This is a genomic window from Sphingobium sp. TB-6 (assembly GCF_012927365.1).
Lineage (GTDB): Bacteria > Pseudomonadota > Alphaproteobacteria > Sphingomonadales > Sphingomonadaceae > Sphingobium.
In genome coordinates, this window is sequence record NZ_JABBGL010000006.1 from 115,496 (window position 1) to 129,825 (window position 14,330).

At 61.9% G+C, this 14,330-nt stretch carries 16 protein-coding genes; 12 read left to right on the top strand and 4 right to left on the bottom strand.

The annotated features are described in order from the left end of the window. Nucleotides 1–9 precede the first annotated feature (9 nt). The 3 genes from HHL26_RS10345 to HHL26_RS10355 all read left to right on the top strand — a co-directional run bounded on the left by HHL26_RS10345 (nt 10) and on the right by HHL26_RS10355 (nt 3,718). Entirely contained in the window at nt 10–876 is an 867-nt protein-coding gene (locus tag HHL26_RS10345; protein WP_066558080.1) for an enoyl-CoA hydratase, read from the top strand. After that, nucleotides 873–2,555 carry an acyl-CoA dehydrogenase family protein gene (locus HHL26_RS10350; RefSeq protein WP_066558082.1) on the top strand — a complete coding sequence of 561 codons (1,683 nt, stop codon included), beginning with the start codon at nt 873–875 and terminating at the stop codon, nt 2,553–2,555. Before HHL26_RS10345 ends, HHL26_RS10350 begins: the two co-directional genes overlap by 4 nt. A 728-nt stretch (nt 2,556–3,283) precedes the next feature. Then, the gene (locus HHL26_RS10355) at nt 3,284–3,718 is read left to right on the top strand and encodes a hypothetical protein (protein WP_066558084.1); all 435 of its coding nucleotides are present in this window, start codon (nt 3,284–3,286) and stop codon (nt 3,716–3,718) included. Nucleotides 3,719–3,779: 61 nt separating this feature from the next. Here the strand turns inward: HHL26_RS10355 and HHL26_RS10360 are convergent, their stop codons facing one another. Continuing rightward, a complete protein-coding gene (locus HHL26_RS10360; protein WP_066561790.1) occupies nt 3,780–4,541 on the bottom strand; it encodes a molybdopterin-binding protein in 762 nt (253 codons plus the stop codon). Between the two features lie 81 nt (nt 4,542–4,622). On the opposite strand from HHL26_RS10360, the gene map reads away from it, so the two are divergent. After that, on the top strand, nt 4,623–5,453 hold the full coding sequence (map, locus tag HHL26_RS10365) for a type I methionyl aminopeptidase (protein WP_066558087.1): 831 nt from the start codon (nt 4,623–4,625) through the stop codon (nt 5,451–5,453). 7 nt (nt 5,454–5,460) lie between these two features. On the opposite strand, the gene HHL26_RS10370 is transcribed toward map, so the two are convergent. Further along, complete coding sequence (locus tag HHL26_RS10370; RefSeq protein ID WP_169576092.1) at nt 5,461–5,616, bottom strand: hypothetical protein; 156 nt, start codon at nt 5,614–5,616, stop codon at nt 5,461–5,463. Nucleotides 5,617–5,694: 78 nt separating this feature from the next. Here HHL26_RS10370 and HHL26_RS10375 point away from each other — a divergent pair, with 78 nt between their 5' ends. From HHL26_RS10375 to HHL26_RS10390, 4 genes are all read left to right on the top strand, one after another. Then, nucleotides 5,695–6,033 (top strand): P-II family nitrogen regulator, encoded by a 339-nt coding sequence (locus HHL26_RS10375; protein ID WP_007685085.1) that lies wholly within the window; start codon nt 5,695–5,697, stop codon nt 6,031–6,033. 109 nt (nt 6,034–6,142) lie between these two features. Then, on the top strand, nt 6,143–7,555 hold the full coding sequence (gene glnA, locus HHL26_RS10380; protein WP_066558090.1) for a type I glutamate--ammonia ligase: 1,413 nt from the start codon (nt 6,143–6,145) through the stop codon (nt 7,553–7,555). A 148-nt stretch (nt 7,556–7,703) separates the two neighbouring features. Then, the gene (locus tag HHL26_RS10385; protein WP_066558097.1) at nt 7,704–8,681 is read left to right on the top strand and encodes an acyltransferase; all 978 of its coding nucleotides are present in this window, start codon (nt 7,704–7,706) and stop codon (nt 8,679–8,681) included. Nucleotides 8,682–8,739: 58 nt separating this feature from the next. Beyond that, a complete protein-coding gene (locus tag HHL26_RS10390) occupies nt 8,740–9,786 on the top strand; it encodes a nitronate monooxygenase (RefSeq protein ID WP_087574724.1) in 1,047 nt (348 codons plus the stop codon). Here HHL26_RS10390 and HHL26_RS10395 read toward each other — a convergent pair. After that, nucleotides 9,783–10,451, bottom strand: coding sequence for a histidine phosphotransferase family protein (locus HHL26_RS10395; RefSeq protein WP_066558100.1), 669 nt, complete (start codon nt 10,449–10,451; stop codon nt 9,783–9,785). The genes HHL26_RS10390 and HHL26_RS10395 overlap by 4 nt on opposite strands. A gap of 96 nt (nt 10,452–10,547) precedes the next feature. Further along, on the bottom strand, nt 10,548–10,946 hold the full coding sequence (locus HHL26_RS10400) for a M67 family metallopeptidase (protein WP_066558103.1): 399 nt from the start codon (nt 10,944–10,946) through the stop codon (nt 10,548–10,550). Nucleotides 10,947–10,963: 17 nt separating this feature from the next. On the opposite strand from HHL26_RS10400, the gene HHL26_RS10405 reads away from it, so the two are divergent. From HHL26_RS10405 to mtgA, 4 genes are all read left to right on the top strand, one after another. Then, a complete protein-coding gene (locus HHL26_RS10405; protein WP_066558106.1) occupies nt 10,964–11,914 on the top strand; it encodes an RluA family pseudouridine synthase in 951 nt (316 codons plus the stop codon). Between the two features lie 75 nt (nt 11,915–11,989). Then, nucleotides 11,990–12,904, top strand: a complete 915-nt coding sequence (gene rpoH / locus HHL26_RS10410; protein WP_066561794.1) for an RNA polymerase sigma factor RpoH — start codon at nt 11,990–11,992, stop codon at nt 12,902–12,904. 113 nt (nt 12,905–13,017) lie between these two features. After that, complete coding sequence (locus tag HHL26_RS10415; RefSeq protein ID WP_237229806.1) at nt 13,018–13,437, top strand: aldehyde-activating protein; 420 nt, start codon at nt 13,018–13,020, stop codon at nt 13,435–13,437. A 193-nt stretch (nt 13,438–13,630) separates the two neighbouring features. Beyond that, nucleotides 13,631–14,329: a monofunctional biosynthetic peptidoglycan transglycosylase gene (gene mtgA, locus HHL26_RS10420; RefSeq protein ID WP_066558109.1), complete on the top strand. Its 699-nt coding sequence runs from the start codon at nt 13,631–13,633 to the stop codon at nt 14,327–14,329. Nucleotide 14,330 lies beyond the last annotated feature (1 nt).

Consider the following 14,330-nt stretch of genomic DNA (forward strand, 5'->3'; position numbering starts at 1 on the left):
AGAAGCGACATGTCCGAAGAAGCGCAACCCGAATATGTGACCTACAAGGTCGAGGAGGGCGTCGCATGGGTGATGCTCAACCGCCCGCAATATAGCAATGCGCAGAATTACCGGCTGCTGGGGCAGCTCGACGACGCCTTCAAGCGCGCCGTCGAGGATGACGAGGTCAAGGTCATCGTGCTCGGCGGCGAGGGCAAGCATTTCTCCGCCGGCCATGACATCGGCACGCCGGAGAAAGACAGCCACATGCCGCGCTTCCGTACGACCATGTGGTGGGACCATCTCAACAAGGGCGGCGCAGAGCGGCAATATGTGCTGGAGCAGGACGGCTATCTCGGCCTCTGTCGCCGCTGGCAGGATATCCCCAAGCCGATGATCGCCATGGTCCAGGGCGCCTGCATCGCGGGCGGGCTGATGCTGGCCTGGGTGTGCGACCTGATCGTCGCGTCGGAGGATGCCTTCTTCCAGGACCCGGTGCAGCGCATGGCCCAGCCGGGGGTCGAATATTTCGCCCACGCCTTCGAACTGCCGCCGCGTGTCGCCCGCGAACTGCTGTTGCTCGGGCGGAGGATGCCCGCCCAGCGCGCCTATCAGTTCGGCATGGTGAACGAGATTTTCCCTCGCGAAACATTGCGCGAGGAAGTGGCGAAGATCGCCGCCGAGATCGCCCAGCATGACCGCTTCGGGCTGGCGCTCACCAAGCAAGCGTTCAATTTCGTGGAAGATCTGCGCGGCAAGCGGCAGGCGATGGACGGCGTGTTCCACATGCACCACCTCGCCCATGCGCATAACCAGCTCATGACCGGCAATCTGGTCGGCAATATCGATGCCAAGGCGATGGCGGCGGCCAACAAGAAACAGGCTGGCGAGGGATGAGCGCGACAGTGCAATTGGAAAAGAGCGTGCTGGTGCTGCCCGGACTCCCCGCCCTGCTCTCCGGCGCGGCCGACGCGGCCCAGGCCTTCGTCGCCGCCGCCCAGCCGCAGGTGAAGGCGCGCATCACCAATGAGTCTGGCAAGGTCGACCGCGTGCTGGCGGATGTCGAGCAGCATGCCGTGCATGGCTTCGGCTGGTTCGCCTCCTATGCCGAAATGATGCGGGAGGTCGCCAACTGGGCCGCCAATCTGACCGCGGACGGTGCATTTGGAGAAATCGAGGCGCTGCTCGCCCAATTGCTCTTTGCCGAATATGGCGCGCAGATGCTGGGGGGCATCCCCATGAACCAGGGCGAGGTGATCCGCGCCATGGACCTGACGGACGATCTTTCCGCTCTCGATGCGCCTGCCTTCCGCACCCTGGTCCGCCAAGGTGGCGGGCAAGCGGTCAAGACCGCCATCGCCCGCCACCTCGTCGCCCAGCGCGGCCATGCGACGCTGGAAAATTGCGGTCTGGACGACATGTTCGACATGGTGCGCGAGCAATTCTTCGCCCTCTCGAACGAGAAGGTGGCACCCTTCGCGCATGAATGGCACCTCAAGGACGAGCTGATCCCCCTGCCTCTCGTCGAAGAACTGGGCGAGATGGGCGTGTTCGGCATGACCATCCCCGAAGAATATGGCGGCCTAGGCATGGGCAAGACCGCCATGTGTGTCGTGTCAGAGGAATTGTCGCGCGGCTGGATCGGCGTGGGATCGCTCGCCACCCGGTCCGAGATTGCAGCGGAACTGATCCTGACCGGCGGCACGGACGAGCAGAAGGCTTATTGGCTCCCCCAGATCGCCAATGCCTCGATCCTGCCGACCGCCGTCTTTACCGAACCGGATACCGGCTCCGACCTCGGCTCGCTCCGCACCCGCGCGACTCTGGCTGACGGCGAATATCGGATCAACGGCAACAAGACGTGGATCACCCACGCCGCCCGCGCCGATGTGATGACCCTGCTGGTCCGCACCAATGCCGAGACGAAAAATTACAGCGGCCTCTCCATGCTGATCGCGCCCAAGCAGCGCGGCACGGTGGCCGATCCCTTCCCCACCCCCGGCATGAGCGGCGGCGAGATCGAAGTGATCGGCTATCGCGGCATGAAGGAATATGAGATCGGCTTCGACGATTTCCGCGTCCCCGCCGCCAATCTGCTCGGCGGGGTCGAGGGCCAGGGCTTCAAGCAGCTCATGGCGACCTTCGAATCTGCCCGCATCCAGACTGCCGCCCGCGCCATCGGCGTGGCGCAGGCCTCGCTCGACATCGGCCTGTCCTACGCGCTCGACCGCAAGCAGTTCGGGCGGCCGATCTTCGACTTCCCCCGCGTCGCCAACAAGCTCGCCATGATGGCGGCGGAGATCATGGGTGCGCGCCAGCTCACCTATTTCGCCGCCCGGCGCAAGGATGAAGGCAAGCGCTGCGACCTGGAGGCCGGCATGGCGAAACTAATCGGTGCGCGGGTGGCATGGGCAGCCGCGGACAATGCGCTACAAATCCACGGCGGCAACGGCTTCGCCACCGAATATCAGGTGAGCCGCCTGCTGGCCGATGCGCGGATACTCAATATCTTCGAGGGCGCGGGCGAAATCCAGGCGCAGGTGATCGCCCGGCGGCTGTTGGACGGAGGAAATTGAAGGAAGGCCGCGAACGACCATAAGGCAGATGTTCATACCCACGGCGGCCCGGCCTTGAGCCGGGGTCTCGCTTCTTCATCTACTGTGCGCGGAAAAGAAAGCGGGATGCCGGGTCAAGCCCGGCATGACGAAGGAGTCTTGGCTGCAACCGACCATTTCACGCCGAAGTTCACAGTGTACGCGCGCGCGTGCTTGCGCGCGCGTATGCGTGGAGACGCGATGTGCCGGACGTTTCAAAGAGGGATGCGGGATAGACCCGTTGGCGCGAAATAGGACAGGCACAATCCTTCCCTGTCGGCGGAATAGGATGTTTTTTTGGATTCTGTAGCCATTGGGCAACGCATGATCCTTAGCCAGTCCTCCACGGTCAGGATCGGATGATGGGAAGGAGGGTCTGAAAACGACCACTTCTTGCCGTTCATTCGACCTCGCGCCGGTCGCCATAGCGGACATCGTAAATCATGCTAGATAGCGATCATGAAACGTTTGGTAGATGCCCTATTCAGCGTCACCCACATCACGATATCTTCATCGCGATCTGGGTGGGAATGGCCTTCATGGCAGCCGAGGCATTTGGCTGGCTTCGCCCCGACTATAGGAGGCTGCTATTCGTGATGATCCTTGCTTACTGGGCTGGGGTAGCACTTGAACTCGGTTTTCTTGGTCGCCGCAGAGCAAAGCGCTAACGACCAATTGCAAACGTTCACCCTGCCATTAAGAGTGACCTAATGCGGGTCTTTCAGTCGATATGGTTCATGTTGTTCATCGCCGCCCTCCTCACGTTTCCTGTGGCGTGGGCACTCTCGACAAACGCTGTTCCCCGACAGGCTGGCTTGCCCATTGCCTTGGGAGGCACGCTGTTGATGTTTGACTGGGCATTCGGGATCAGGATGCTACCAAGACTGCTTTCCCCTACCCAAATCGGCAACGAACGGCAGGTTGCTGAGCGCATTATGTATTCGTTTCCGTTTGCCCTGCCACGATATTCCTCGGTCCTATTCCTCATCGTTGGGGGATGGATGGGTATCTGGGTTTTCGGTGAAGGGGACTGGCTCGGTTTTGTCTTCATAATCGCGATCATTTTTTACGCGATCGCAATGTTTAAACAGTCATTGAAAGCTATAGAACTTGCTGTGCAGCAGGTGTTGCGCGAGGTCCGCTAACCGCAATTAGCCGCTTCAAACCGGCTGTTCCGCAAACCACCCGCATGAGCCACTCAGGCGCTCAAATCCCCCCGGCGACCACCGGCCAGCCACCGCGCTCCAGCGCCGCGCTCAAATCCGCTACGCACCGATCCAGCACCGCCGCGTCAACGGAGCGGATCACGAAATTCGCCCCGGTTTTCCCCTCCCGGAAAAAGGGATAGCTGCCGATCTGACACCCCTCATGCGCCCGTTCGGTCTCACCAAGCAGGTCCGCGATCTCGCTCTCCGCCACCCAGCAGCCGATGGTTGCCGACAGCACCGGCAGGCCGCCTTCCAGCTTGCCGGTCAGGCTGTCCAGCATCCCCGCCGTAATGTGCGGCACACCCGCCATGATGAAGATATTGCCATGCCGAAGTCCGGGAGCGCCGGACATGCGATTTTCTATCAGGCTCGATCCGGCGGGCGCCCGCGCCATGCGCAGCCGCGCTTCGGTCAGACCGCCGCGCGTCTCATAATAGCCCGACAGCATCGCCCGCGCCTCAGCATGGATTTCGACCTCCACGCCCAGCGCCGCGGCGATGGCGTCGACGGTGATGTCATCATGCGTTGGTCCGATGCCGCCGGTCGTGAACAGATAATCGTTGCGCGCCCGGAGCGTGTTAACCGCTTCCACGATCGCATCGGGTTCGTCCGCGACCACCCGGACTTCGCGCAGGCGGATGCCCTGCACATTCAGCCAGGTCGCGATCTGCGACACATTCTTGTCCTGTGTCCGGCCCGAGAGAATCTCGTCACCGATTACGATCAGCGCTGCGGTCCATATGCGGGTGGGGTCGGCCATGCGCTGGCCATAGCCTCTGCCGCGCGCGCTGCCTAGCCGCCCCCCTCGCATTATGCCGCATCCCTGCTTATAATCACGCCCATGACCGAATATATGACGATGACGGCGGATGCGCCGATTTCCCGCTCGACCGCGATCAAGCTTTATGACGCGGCCGGTTTCGAAGGCATGCGCAAGGCCGGGCGGCTGGCGGCGGAAATACTGGACGCGCTGGTGCCGCATGTCGTGCCGGGCGTCACCACCGGCGAACTGGACGACATCGTCCGCCGCATGACGCTGGATGGCGGCGGCGTGCCGGCGACTCTGGGCTATCGCGGCTATACGCATAGCTGCTGCATCTCGCTCAACAATGTCATCTGTCACGGCATTCCGGGCGAGCAGAAGCTGAAAGAAGGCGATATCCTCAATATCGACGTGACGCCGCTGGTCGATGGCTGGCACGGCGACACCAGCCGCATGTATATTTGCGGCGAAGCGCCGATCAAGGCGCGGCGGCTGGTCGAGGTCACCTATGAATGCCTGATGCTGGGCATCGAGCAGGCGAAGCCGGGCAATCATCTGGGCGACATCGGCCATGCCATCCAGCGGCATGCCGAAAAGCACCGCTATGGCGTCGTCCGCGATTTCTGCGGCCATGGACTGGGCCGCGTGTTCCACGACAGTCCGGAGGTCGTCCATGTCGGACGCCCCGGCACCGGCCCGGAACTGAAACCCGGCATGTTCTTCACCATCGAGCCGATGATCAACATCGGCAAGCCCGGCGTGAAGATGCTGGAGGACGGCTGGACGGCGGTGACGCGCGACCGCACCCTGTCCGCGCAGTTCGAGCACAGCATCGGCATCACCGAAACCGGCTGTGAGATCTTCACCAAGAGCCCGGCGGGTCTCGACGCGCCGCCTTATAAGCTCTGATCATCGATCACTGCCCAAAAAATGGGCAGAACGTCATGATATTGCCCGAAATCCGGGCAATATGGACAAAAGTTGCTGCATCGCAGAAAGCAGTTTCCAGCGATTCGCTATTTGGCACGGTAATTGATTGGGAAGAGAGGCGGCGCTTGCCTTCGGGGGGCATGATGATCGTCACTCGAGTGGAACGAAAGGCGGGGTCATACCCGCCATTTGGCGCGCGTTTGAGTTGGGATATCTAAAGATGAAGAAGATCGAAGCGATCATCAAACCGTTCAAGCTCGATGAAGTGAAGGAAGCCCTTCACGAAGTCGGCGTTTCGGGCATCACCGTCACGGAAGCCAAGGGTTTCGGCCGCCAGAAGGGCCATACCGAACTCTATCGCGGCGCCGAATATGTCGTCGACTTCCTGCCCAAGGTGAAGCTGGAGGTCGTCGTCGACGATTCGCTCGCTGAACGGGTGGTGGAGGCGATCTCGGCCGCCGCGCAGACCGGCCGCATCGGGGACGGCAAGATCTTCATTTCCAACATCGAAGGCGCGGTCCGCATCCGCACCGGCGAGCGCGACAGCGACGCCATCTGATTTTTACGGGTTCTCGCCGGCTTGCAGGGGATGATTTCCAGGGGCTTTTGGCGGACGCATATCAACGCACCCCTTTGGGGGGGTATTTTTGAAAGAAGGGCAAGTTCACATGGCTAACACGCCTAAAGACATCCTGAAGATGATCGAAGAAAAGGAGATCGAGTGGGTCGATGTCCGTTTCACCGATCCCAAGGGCAAGTGGCAGCACCTGACCATGGTGTCTTCGGTGCTGGGCGAAGATGAACTGACCCAGGGTCTGATGTTCGACGGTTCGTCGATCGAAGGCTGGAAGGCGATCAACGAATCGGACATGATCCTGAAGCCCGACCTGGACGCCGTCTATGTCGATCCGTTCAGCGCCACCCCGATGCTAATCATCTTCTGCGACATCGTCGAGCCCGACACCGGCGAACTGTACAGCCGCGACCCGCGTTCGACCGCGAAGCGCGCCGAAGCCTTCGTCAAGTCGGCCGGTTTCGGTGACACCGTCTATGTCGGCCCGGAAGCCGAATTCTTCATGTTCGACGACGTGCGCTTCGAGAATGACTATTCGCAGAGCTACTTCAAGATCGACGACATCGAACTGCCGACCAACACCGGCAAGGAATATGAAGGCGGTAACCTGGGCCACCGTCCGCGCGCCAAGGGCGGCTATTTCCCCGTCGCGCCGGTCGATCCCTGCACCGACATCCGCGCCGAAATGGTTTCGACCATGCTCGAAATGGGCCTGCCCTGCGACAAGCACCACCATGAAGTGGCCGCTGCCCAGCACGAACTCGGCCTGACCTTCGGCACGCTGGTCCAGACCGCCGATCGCATGCAGATCTATAAATATGTCGTGCAGATGGTCGCCCAGGCCTATGGCAAGACCGCGACCTTCATGCCGAAGCCGATCGCGCAGGACAATGGTTCGGGCATGCACACCCACATGTCGATCTGGGACGCGGGCAAGCCGCTGTTCGCGGGCGAAGGCTATGCCGGCCTGTCCGACATGTGCCTCTACTTCATCGGCGGCGTCATCAAGCACGCCAAGGCTCTGAACGCCTTCACCAACCCGACCACCAACAGCTACAAGCGTCTGGTGCCGGGCTTCGAAGCCCCGGTTCTGCTGGCCTATTCGGCTCGCAACCGTTCGGCCTCCTGCCGTATTCCCTACGGCGCCGGTGCCAAGGCGAAGCGCGTCGAGTTCCGCTTCCCCGATGCGATGGCCAACCCGTACCTGTGCTACGCCGCGCTGCTGATGGCTGGCCTCGACGGCATCGAGAACAAGATCCATCCGGGCGCCGCGATGGACAAGAATCTCTATGACCTGCCGCCGGAAGAACTGAGCCAGGTGCCTACCGTTTGCGCCTCGCTGCGTGAAGCGCTGAACAGCCTGGAAGCCGATTACGAGTTCCTGCTGAAGGGCGACGTGTTCACCAAGGACCAGATCGATGCCTATATCGAACTGAAGTGGCCCGAAGTATACCGCTGGGAAATGGCTCCCTCGCCGGTCGAATTCGACATGTACTACAGCGCCTGATTTTTTTCGGGACTGTTTCGGGAAAAAGGCCCGGTCGCGCAGGCGGCCGGGCCTTTTTCTTTGCCTTCTCGATCGCATCGCGTGAAGAAAATCACCCATCGGTACAAGAGTTTACCGCAGATTTACTGATGCCTGCGAGGAACCGCCTATGCCGCCCGGTTCCCACCGCATCCGATCCATCCATTATCTGCGCATGATCGCGGCGGTGATGGTCGTCACCTATCATGTCTTCTCCTACCATCTGATGTCGGCAGACGATCCCGCAATGACCCGATGGCTGAGAGAAGGCGTGGGGCTGTTTTTCGGGATTTCCGGCTATGTGATGGTCATATCCACATCGGCATCACCACCCGATCCGGCATCCTTTTTCTGGCGGCGAGTCAGACGGATCGCACCGCTTTACTGGATCGCGACCGCCTGCGTCGTGATCGGCACAGGCGAGGAAAATGGGTGGAAAATCCTGTCCTCCATGCTCTTCCTGCCATCCATGGGCATTGCCGACGGTCCTGTCCTGCCGGTCGGCTGGACGCTCAATTTCGAAATGGCCTTCTACGCCCTGTTCGCGCTCTTCCTGCCTGTGCCCCGCAGAATCGCCATTCCCGCACTGGCATCGATCCTCATCCTGGCGTCGTGCATCAGCCAGTTCCCGGATCCTCCGCCCTTGGCCGCCTATTATGGCCAGCCCATCCTTCTCGATTTCGTCGTCGGCATGCTGATCGCCCATTTCGATTTCCGGCTGCCCGGATGGCTAACGCCGCTCGGCTTCCTTCTTCTTGCCCTGGCGCCGCAGTGGACAGATATCCGCCCGCTTACCGTCACCGCACCCGTCGCCCTGATTCTGGCCTCGGCCCGCTCACTCGACCACAAGTTGAAGGATTGGCCATTACCCACGCTCCTTGGCGAAGCCTCCTACGCCATCTATCTGTCGCATCTATTCATCCTGCTCCCGGCCTTGTTGTTCTTCGGTCAGGATCATGCAGGCGGCGCCGTCATCGCGATCCTCGCCTCCATCGTCGCGGGCGTCATCGCACATAAATATATCGAAATTCCCTTGACGGAGCTGCTCAGGCAAATGGAACGGCGAGGGTTTGGCCTGGCACAGCAAGCCGATGGACAAGCCACCTGAGGGCCAAGCGCTTCAACCCACGGTTGCATGATGCGCCACCATGCTCAAAAATCGGAAGATGTCGCTCATCGAGTCGCTGGGCCTGACCCATCCTATCATCCAGGCGCCGATGGCCGGCGTCTCGACACCCGCCATGGCCGCCGCCGTCTCCAATGCCGGCGCGCTCGGCTCGATCGCGGTTGGCGCGACCGACGCGGCAGGCGCCCGCGCCATGATAGAGGCCGTCCGCACGCAGACCCGCCGTCCATTCAATGTCAACCTCTTCACCCATGCGCCCGCGCGCAGCGATCCAGCCAAGGAAGCGGTATGGCTCGCCGCCCTGGCGCCGATCTTCCACAGCTATGATGCCCAGCCGCCAACCAGCCTCCACGAAATCTACCGCAGCTTCGTGGAGGACGACGCGATGCTCGCCGCCCTCGTGGATCTCGCCCCGCCCGTCGTCAGCTTCCACTTCGGCCTGCCCGATCCGACGCGCATCGCGGCACTCAAGCAAGCCGGATGCCTCCTGCTCGCCACCGCAACCAATTTAGACGAAGCACATGCCGCAAAAGAGGCGGCCATCGACGCCATAGTCGCGCAGGGCTATGAGGCAGGCGGCCATCGCGGCGCCTTCGATCCCGAAGCGCCCGACGATCAACTCGGCACTTTCGCCCTTACCCGCCTGCTCGCCGCCCGGTCCGGCCTGCCGGTGATCGCCGCCGGCGGCATCATGGACGGACAGGGCATAGGCGCCGCGCTAAACCTTGGCGCTGTCGCCGCGCAACTCGGCACGGCCTTCATCGCCTGCCCGGAAAGCAGCGCCGATGAAGCCTATCGCACCGCCCTCGCCAGCCCGGCAGCCCATCACACCATCATGACCCGCGCCATATCGGGCCGCCCTGCCCGCTGCCTCGCCAATCGCTTCACCGCCTGGGGTGCCGAAGCAAGGCTGGAGCCCCCAGCCTATCCGATCGCCTATGATGCTGGAAAAGCCCTCAACGCCGCAGCAAAAGCCAAGGGCGAAGGCGGCTTCGGCGCGCAATGGGCCGGCCAAGGAGCGCCCCTGGCTCGCGCCCTGCCCGCCGCCGATCTCATCGCCCTGTTGGTGAAGGAAGCGACCGCTTAACGCGCGTCGGGAATAGAGGCGCCGAACAACAGCACCGGCTCGCCAGCGGGCGAAAGGGCGATCTCACCCCCGGCATTTGTAACCAGCGCCCTCACCATCCAGGCCGCCGATGTCCGCGAAGCCAGCCCTTCCGGCGGCAAGGTTCCCGCCAGCGCCGCCCGCAGATCGGGATCGAGCACCAGCCTTGGCCCTTCCGCCCGCACGACGATTTCCGTGACGCCCGGCCGCTTTTCCGCACCGATGTCGAGCTGCCCGCCCCGCACCAGCGCATCCCCGGCAATCAATGCCAGGTTCAGCAGCACCTTCACCGGCAGCTTGTCGAGCATGTCGTCCTCGACCAGCCAGCCGATCTTCACCCGCCCCGTAGCGGCGAACATGCCCTCGATCGCCACCCGCGCCTCATGCGTCGGCACGGCGTCACCGAAACCGCCCGCCGACCCGAAGGCCAACCGGAAGAATTTGAGCTTGTTGGCCGATGTCTTGGCGCTGTCCGCCAACAGATCCAGGCAGCGTTGCCGCATTTCCGGGTCCGTCTCATCCGCCATCAGCTCCAGCCCGTTGTTGAGCGCGCCGACAGGGCTCAAAAGGTCGTGGCACAGCCGCGAACAGAGCAGGCTGGCAAATTCGATGCTGCCGGTTTCGATGCTGTCTGTCGGATTGATCATGAAGTTTCGCTGCCGCCGGAAAGAAAATCGGGAAGGGAATGAATGGCTAATGCGCTGCCCTGTTGCATGATGCAAGCCCGGCCTGCCGCCTTTCGCTCACAAGATATCGAGCGAAGCCTCAACAAATCGTGCATTTTCCTGCCTTCCCGTCGAAACCCAGAGCCGCGTCACGCCTCCCCCGACGATCAACCACAAACTGCCGTCCGCCACGGCGCAGGCCGCGTCGGTGGCCGAAGGAACCGGCACGCCGCCCGGATGCGAATGATAATGCCCCAATATCTGAGGCCCGCCCGCCCGCGCCGCCCGATGCGCCGCGATCAGCACCGCCGGGTCCAGCTCGAAATGCCGCGCCGGATCGGGCGCGACATTGGCGGCGGGCCGGCTCTCCGCGATCCGCCCCGCCTCGCCCAGAAGCAGCCCGCAGACCTCATGGGGGTCAGCCGCCGCTTCGGACATGATTTGTTCCAATATGCCTCTTGAAATTCTGACCTTCATTCCTACTTTCCTACGCAATGAATTTGGGGGTTTCCATCTTAGAAGCAGTGATTGGTGAAGCGCAGGATGGCATGCGGCTGGACAAGGCGCTGGCTGACCTGCTGCCTATATTGTCGCGCGAACGGCTGAAAAGCCTGATTGTCGACGGCCAGGTGACGACCTCCGGCCGTTCCCCCAACCCTTCCATGAAAGTTGCGGCGGGCCAGGCCTTCGCCATCACCCTCCCCCCTCCGGTCGAGGCGGAAGCGATCGCGCAGGACATTCCGCTCGTCATCGTCCATGAGGATGTCGACCTGATCGTCATCGACAAGCCCGCAGGCCTTGTCGTCCATCCCGCGGCAGGCAATCTGGACGGCACCTTGGTCAATGCGCTGCTCCACCATTGCCAGGGGCAGCTTTCCGGCATCGGCGGCGTGGCCCGCCCCGGCATCGTTCATCGCATCGACAAGGATACTTCCGGCCTTTTGGTCGTTGCCAAGTCAGACCGTGCCCATGAAAGGCTCGCTCAGCAGTTTCAGGCGCATAGCATCGACCGGCTTTACGCCGCCATCGTCTATGGCGTGCCTCATCCGGCATCCGGGACGGTGGATACATGGATCGGCCGTTCCGACGCTGATCGAAAGAAAATGGCCGTTCATCGGGAAGGACGCGGCAAACATGCCGTTACCCATTACCGAACGTTGCAGAAGCTGCGTGGCGCGGCTTTCGTCGAATGCAGGCTGGGAACCGGGCGCACGCACCAGGTTCGCGTCCATATGGCGCATCTGGGATACCCCTTGATCGGGGATCCGGTTTACGGTAGAGAAAGAAAAGGTTTCAAATCGATACTGGAAACGCTGGGTTTCAAAAGGCAGGCATTGCACGCAAAAAGGCTTGGGTTCATACATCCGGTAACGGGTGAGGCACTCAGCTTCGACAGCCAACTCCCTGCCGATATGCAGGAACTGTTAAGCGAGCTTCACGTATAGATTTGGATAAGTTTGCGACGGCGCTTCGAACGCCTCTTCTGGGTTCCGCCGCGCATGAAAGGGAAAGGTGACGACATGGCCGGAAAGACCAATGTCCCCGCGGTTCCTGCGCTGGGCGGTGAAGCCAGCCTCAACCGCTATCTGTCGGAAATCCGCAAATTTCCGATTCTGACGCCCGAGCAGGAATATATGCTCGCGAAGCGCTATGCCGAGCATGCGGACTCAGAGGCCGCTGCGCAGCTTGTGACGTCGCATCTGCGCCTGGTGGCGAAGATCGCCATGGGCTATCGCGGCTATGGGCTGCCGGTCAGCGAGCTGATTTCCGAGGGTAATATCGGCCTGATGCAGGGCGTGAAGAAGTTCGAGCCGGATCGCGGTTTCCGCCTGGCGACCTACGCCATGTGGTGGATTCGCGCGTCGATCCAGGAATTCATCCTGCGGTCCTGGTCCCTCGTGAAGATGGGCACCACCGCAGCGCAGAAGAAGCTGTTCTTTAACCTGCGCCGGATGAAGAACAATATCGAAGCGTTCGAGGATGGCGACCTGCATCCTGATGACGTGGCCAAGATCGCAACCGATCTAGGCGTCACGAAAGAGGACGTCATCTCCATGAACCGCCGCATGGCGATGGGTGGCGACACGTCGCTCAACGTGCCGATGCGCGAGGATGGCGAGGGCCAGTGGCAGGATTGGCTGGCCGACACCGATCCGTTGCAGGACGAACGCGTCGCTGACCGGCAGGAAAGCGAACTGCGCCACGACATGCTGGTCGAGGCGATGGACGACCTGAATGACCGCGAGAAGCATATCCTGGCCGAACGCCGCCTGGCCGAGGAGCCCAAGACGCTGGAGGAACTCTCCCAGGTTTATGGCGTGTCGCGGGAACGCGTCCGCCAGATCGAGGTCCGTGCCTTCGAGAAGCTGCAAAAGGCGATGATGCGGATCGCGGGCGACAAGCTGGGCAAGATCGCCCGTCTTGCCACTGCCTGATCCTGTCCACATTGAGAAAAATGGCCCCGGAGCGATCCGGGGCTTTTTTGGGATGGGCAAAGCATAAGAATTGAAAACGGTCAGGGATAGAGCGCGGACTTCAGAGCTGATACATGATTGAAATGCTGAACCTTTCCTGCCTCTGCGGCCAAATCCGCGTCACACTCGCCAAGCGACCGGAATATATCAATGAATGCAACTGCACATTATGCAGCAAGACCGGCGCCCGCTGGAGCTATTTCCACCCGTCGGAGGTCAGCGTCGATGGCCCGGCAAAGGGATATTGCAGACAGGATAAGGCCGATCCGGCAGCGGAAATCCGCTTCTGCGAGAATTGCGGTTCCACGACCCATTTCAACCTGACCGCCAGCGCGGCGTCGAAGTTCGGAAATACGCTGATGGGGGTCAACATGCTGTTGGCGGACAAGCGCGACCTGGCCGGGCTGGAGCTGCGTTTTCCCGATGGACGCGCCTGGACGGGCGAAGGAGAATTTGCCTATGTCCGCGAGCCTCGCATCATCGGGCAAACATAACCGTTGATCCCCCGCTATTCCCCTCCCCGCAAGCCGGAGGGCCAGGGATGGGCGCAAGTGAAGGAGTAAATGCACTCACCCATTCCACTTCAGGAAGCCGGCGCTTTCACGTCGCTCCATCCCGCCGCCCGTCTCGCCCACATGCCCAAAAGCCAGGGCTTGAACCGCCCGGCGATCCCGTTACGACGACGCTATGACCGCCAAAAAGTCCGCCTCCCCTCACCGCCGTTCGCGCTGGCTGCGTATCGCCCTCAAGCTTCTCGGCGGTTTCGTCGCCCTGTCGCTGCTGATGGTGGTGATCTATCGTTTCGTCCCCCCGCCCGTGACATGGACGATGCTGTTCGACCCCCATGGCATCACCAAGGACTGGATGAGCCTGGACAAGATGGACCCGAACATGGCCCGCGCCGCCATCGCGGCCGAAGACAGCCGCTTTTGCAGCCATCACGGTTTCGACGCCGTCGCCATCGCCCAGGCCATGCGCCACAACGCCAGCGGCGGCCGCATCCGGGGCGGCTCCACCATCAGCCAGCAGACGGCGAAGAACGTCTTTCTGTTCCAGGGCGGCGGCTTTCTGCGCAAGGGGCTGGAAGCCTGGTTCACCCTCCTCATCGAAGCGATCTGGGGCAAGCGCCGGATCATGGAGGTCTATCTCAACGTTGCGGAAACCGGGATTGGCACCTATGGCGCGCAGGCCGGCGCGATCCGCTATTTCCACCACGGCGCCCAGCGCCTGACCCGCGCCGAAGCCGCCCGCCTCGCCGCCGTCCTGCCCCTCCCCAAGAAGCGCGAGGCCATCGATCCGCACGGCTTCACCCGCCGCTACGGCAACAGCATCACCGCCCGCATCGGCATCGTCCAGCGCGACGGCCTGGACAGATGCCTCCAATAAG

Coding starts and splice junctions, on each gene's coding strand:
- HHL26_RS10345 (WP_066558080.1), top strand. CDS start 10: ATGTCCGAAGAAGCGCAACCCGAATATGTGACCTACAAGGTCGAGGAG.
- HHL26_RS10350 (WP_066558082.1), top strand. CDS start 873: ATGAGCGCGACAGTGCAATTGGAAAAGAGCGTGCTGGTGCTGCCCGGA.
- HHL26_RS10355 (WP_066558084.1), top strand. CDS start 3,284: ATGCGGGTCTTTCAGTCGATATGGTTCATGTTGTTCATCGCCGCCCTC.
- HHL26_RS10360 (WP_066561790.1), bottom strand. CDS start 4,541: ATGGCCGACCCCACCCGCATATGGACCGCAGCGCTGATCGTAATCGGT.
- map (WP_066558087.1), top strand. CDS start 4,623: ATGACCGAATATATGACGATGACGGCGGATGCGCCGATTTCCCGCTCG.
- HHL26_RS10370 (WP_169576092.1), bottom strand. CDS start 5,616: ATGCCCCCCGAAGGCAAGCGCCGCCTCTCTTCCCAATCAATTACCGTG.
- HHL26_RS10375 (WP_007685085.1), top strand. CDS start 5,695: ATGAAGAAGATCGAAGCGATCATCAAACCGTTCAAGCTCGATGAAGTG.
- glnA (WP_066558090.1), top strand. CDS start 6,143: ATGGCTAACACGCCTAAAGACATCCTGAAGATGATCGAAGAAAAGGAG.
- HHL26_RS10385 (WP_066558097.1), top strand. CDS start 7,704: ATGCCGCCCGGTTCCCACCGCATCCGATCCATCCATTATCTGCGCATG.
- HHL26_RS10390 (WP_087574724.1), top strand. CDS start 8,740: ATGTCGCTCATCGAGTCGCTGGGCCTGACCCATCCTATCATCCAGGCG.
- HHL26_RS10395 (WP_066558100.1), bottom strand. CDS start 10,451: ATGATCAATCCGACAGACAGCATCGAAACCGGCAGCATCGAATTTGCC.
- HHL26_RS10400 (WP_066558103.1), bottom strand. CDS start 10,946: ATGAAGGTCAGAATTTCAAGAGGCATATTGGAACAAATCATGTCCGAA.
- HHL26_RS10405 (WP_066558106.1), top strand. CDS start 10,964: ATGAATTTGGGGGTTTCCATCTTAGAAGCAGTGATTGGTGAAGCGCAG.
- rpoH (WP_066561794.1), top strand. CDS start 11,990: ATGGCCGGAAAGACCAATGTCCCCGCGGTTCCTGCGCTGGGCGGTGAA.
- HHL26_RS10415 (WP_237229806.1), top strand. CDS start 13,018: ATGATTGAAATGCTGAACCTTTCCTGCCTCTGCGGCCAAATCCGCGTC.
- mtgA (WP_066558109.1), top strand. CDS start 13,631: ATGACCGCCAAAAAGTCCGCCTCCCCTCACCGCCGTTCGCGCTGGCTG.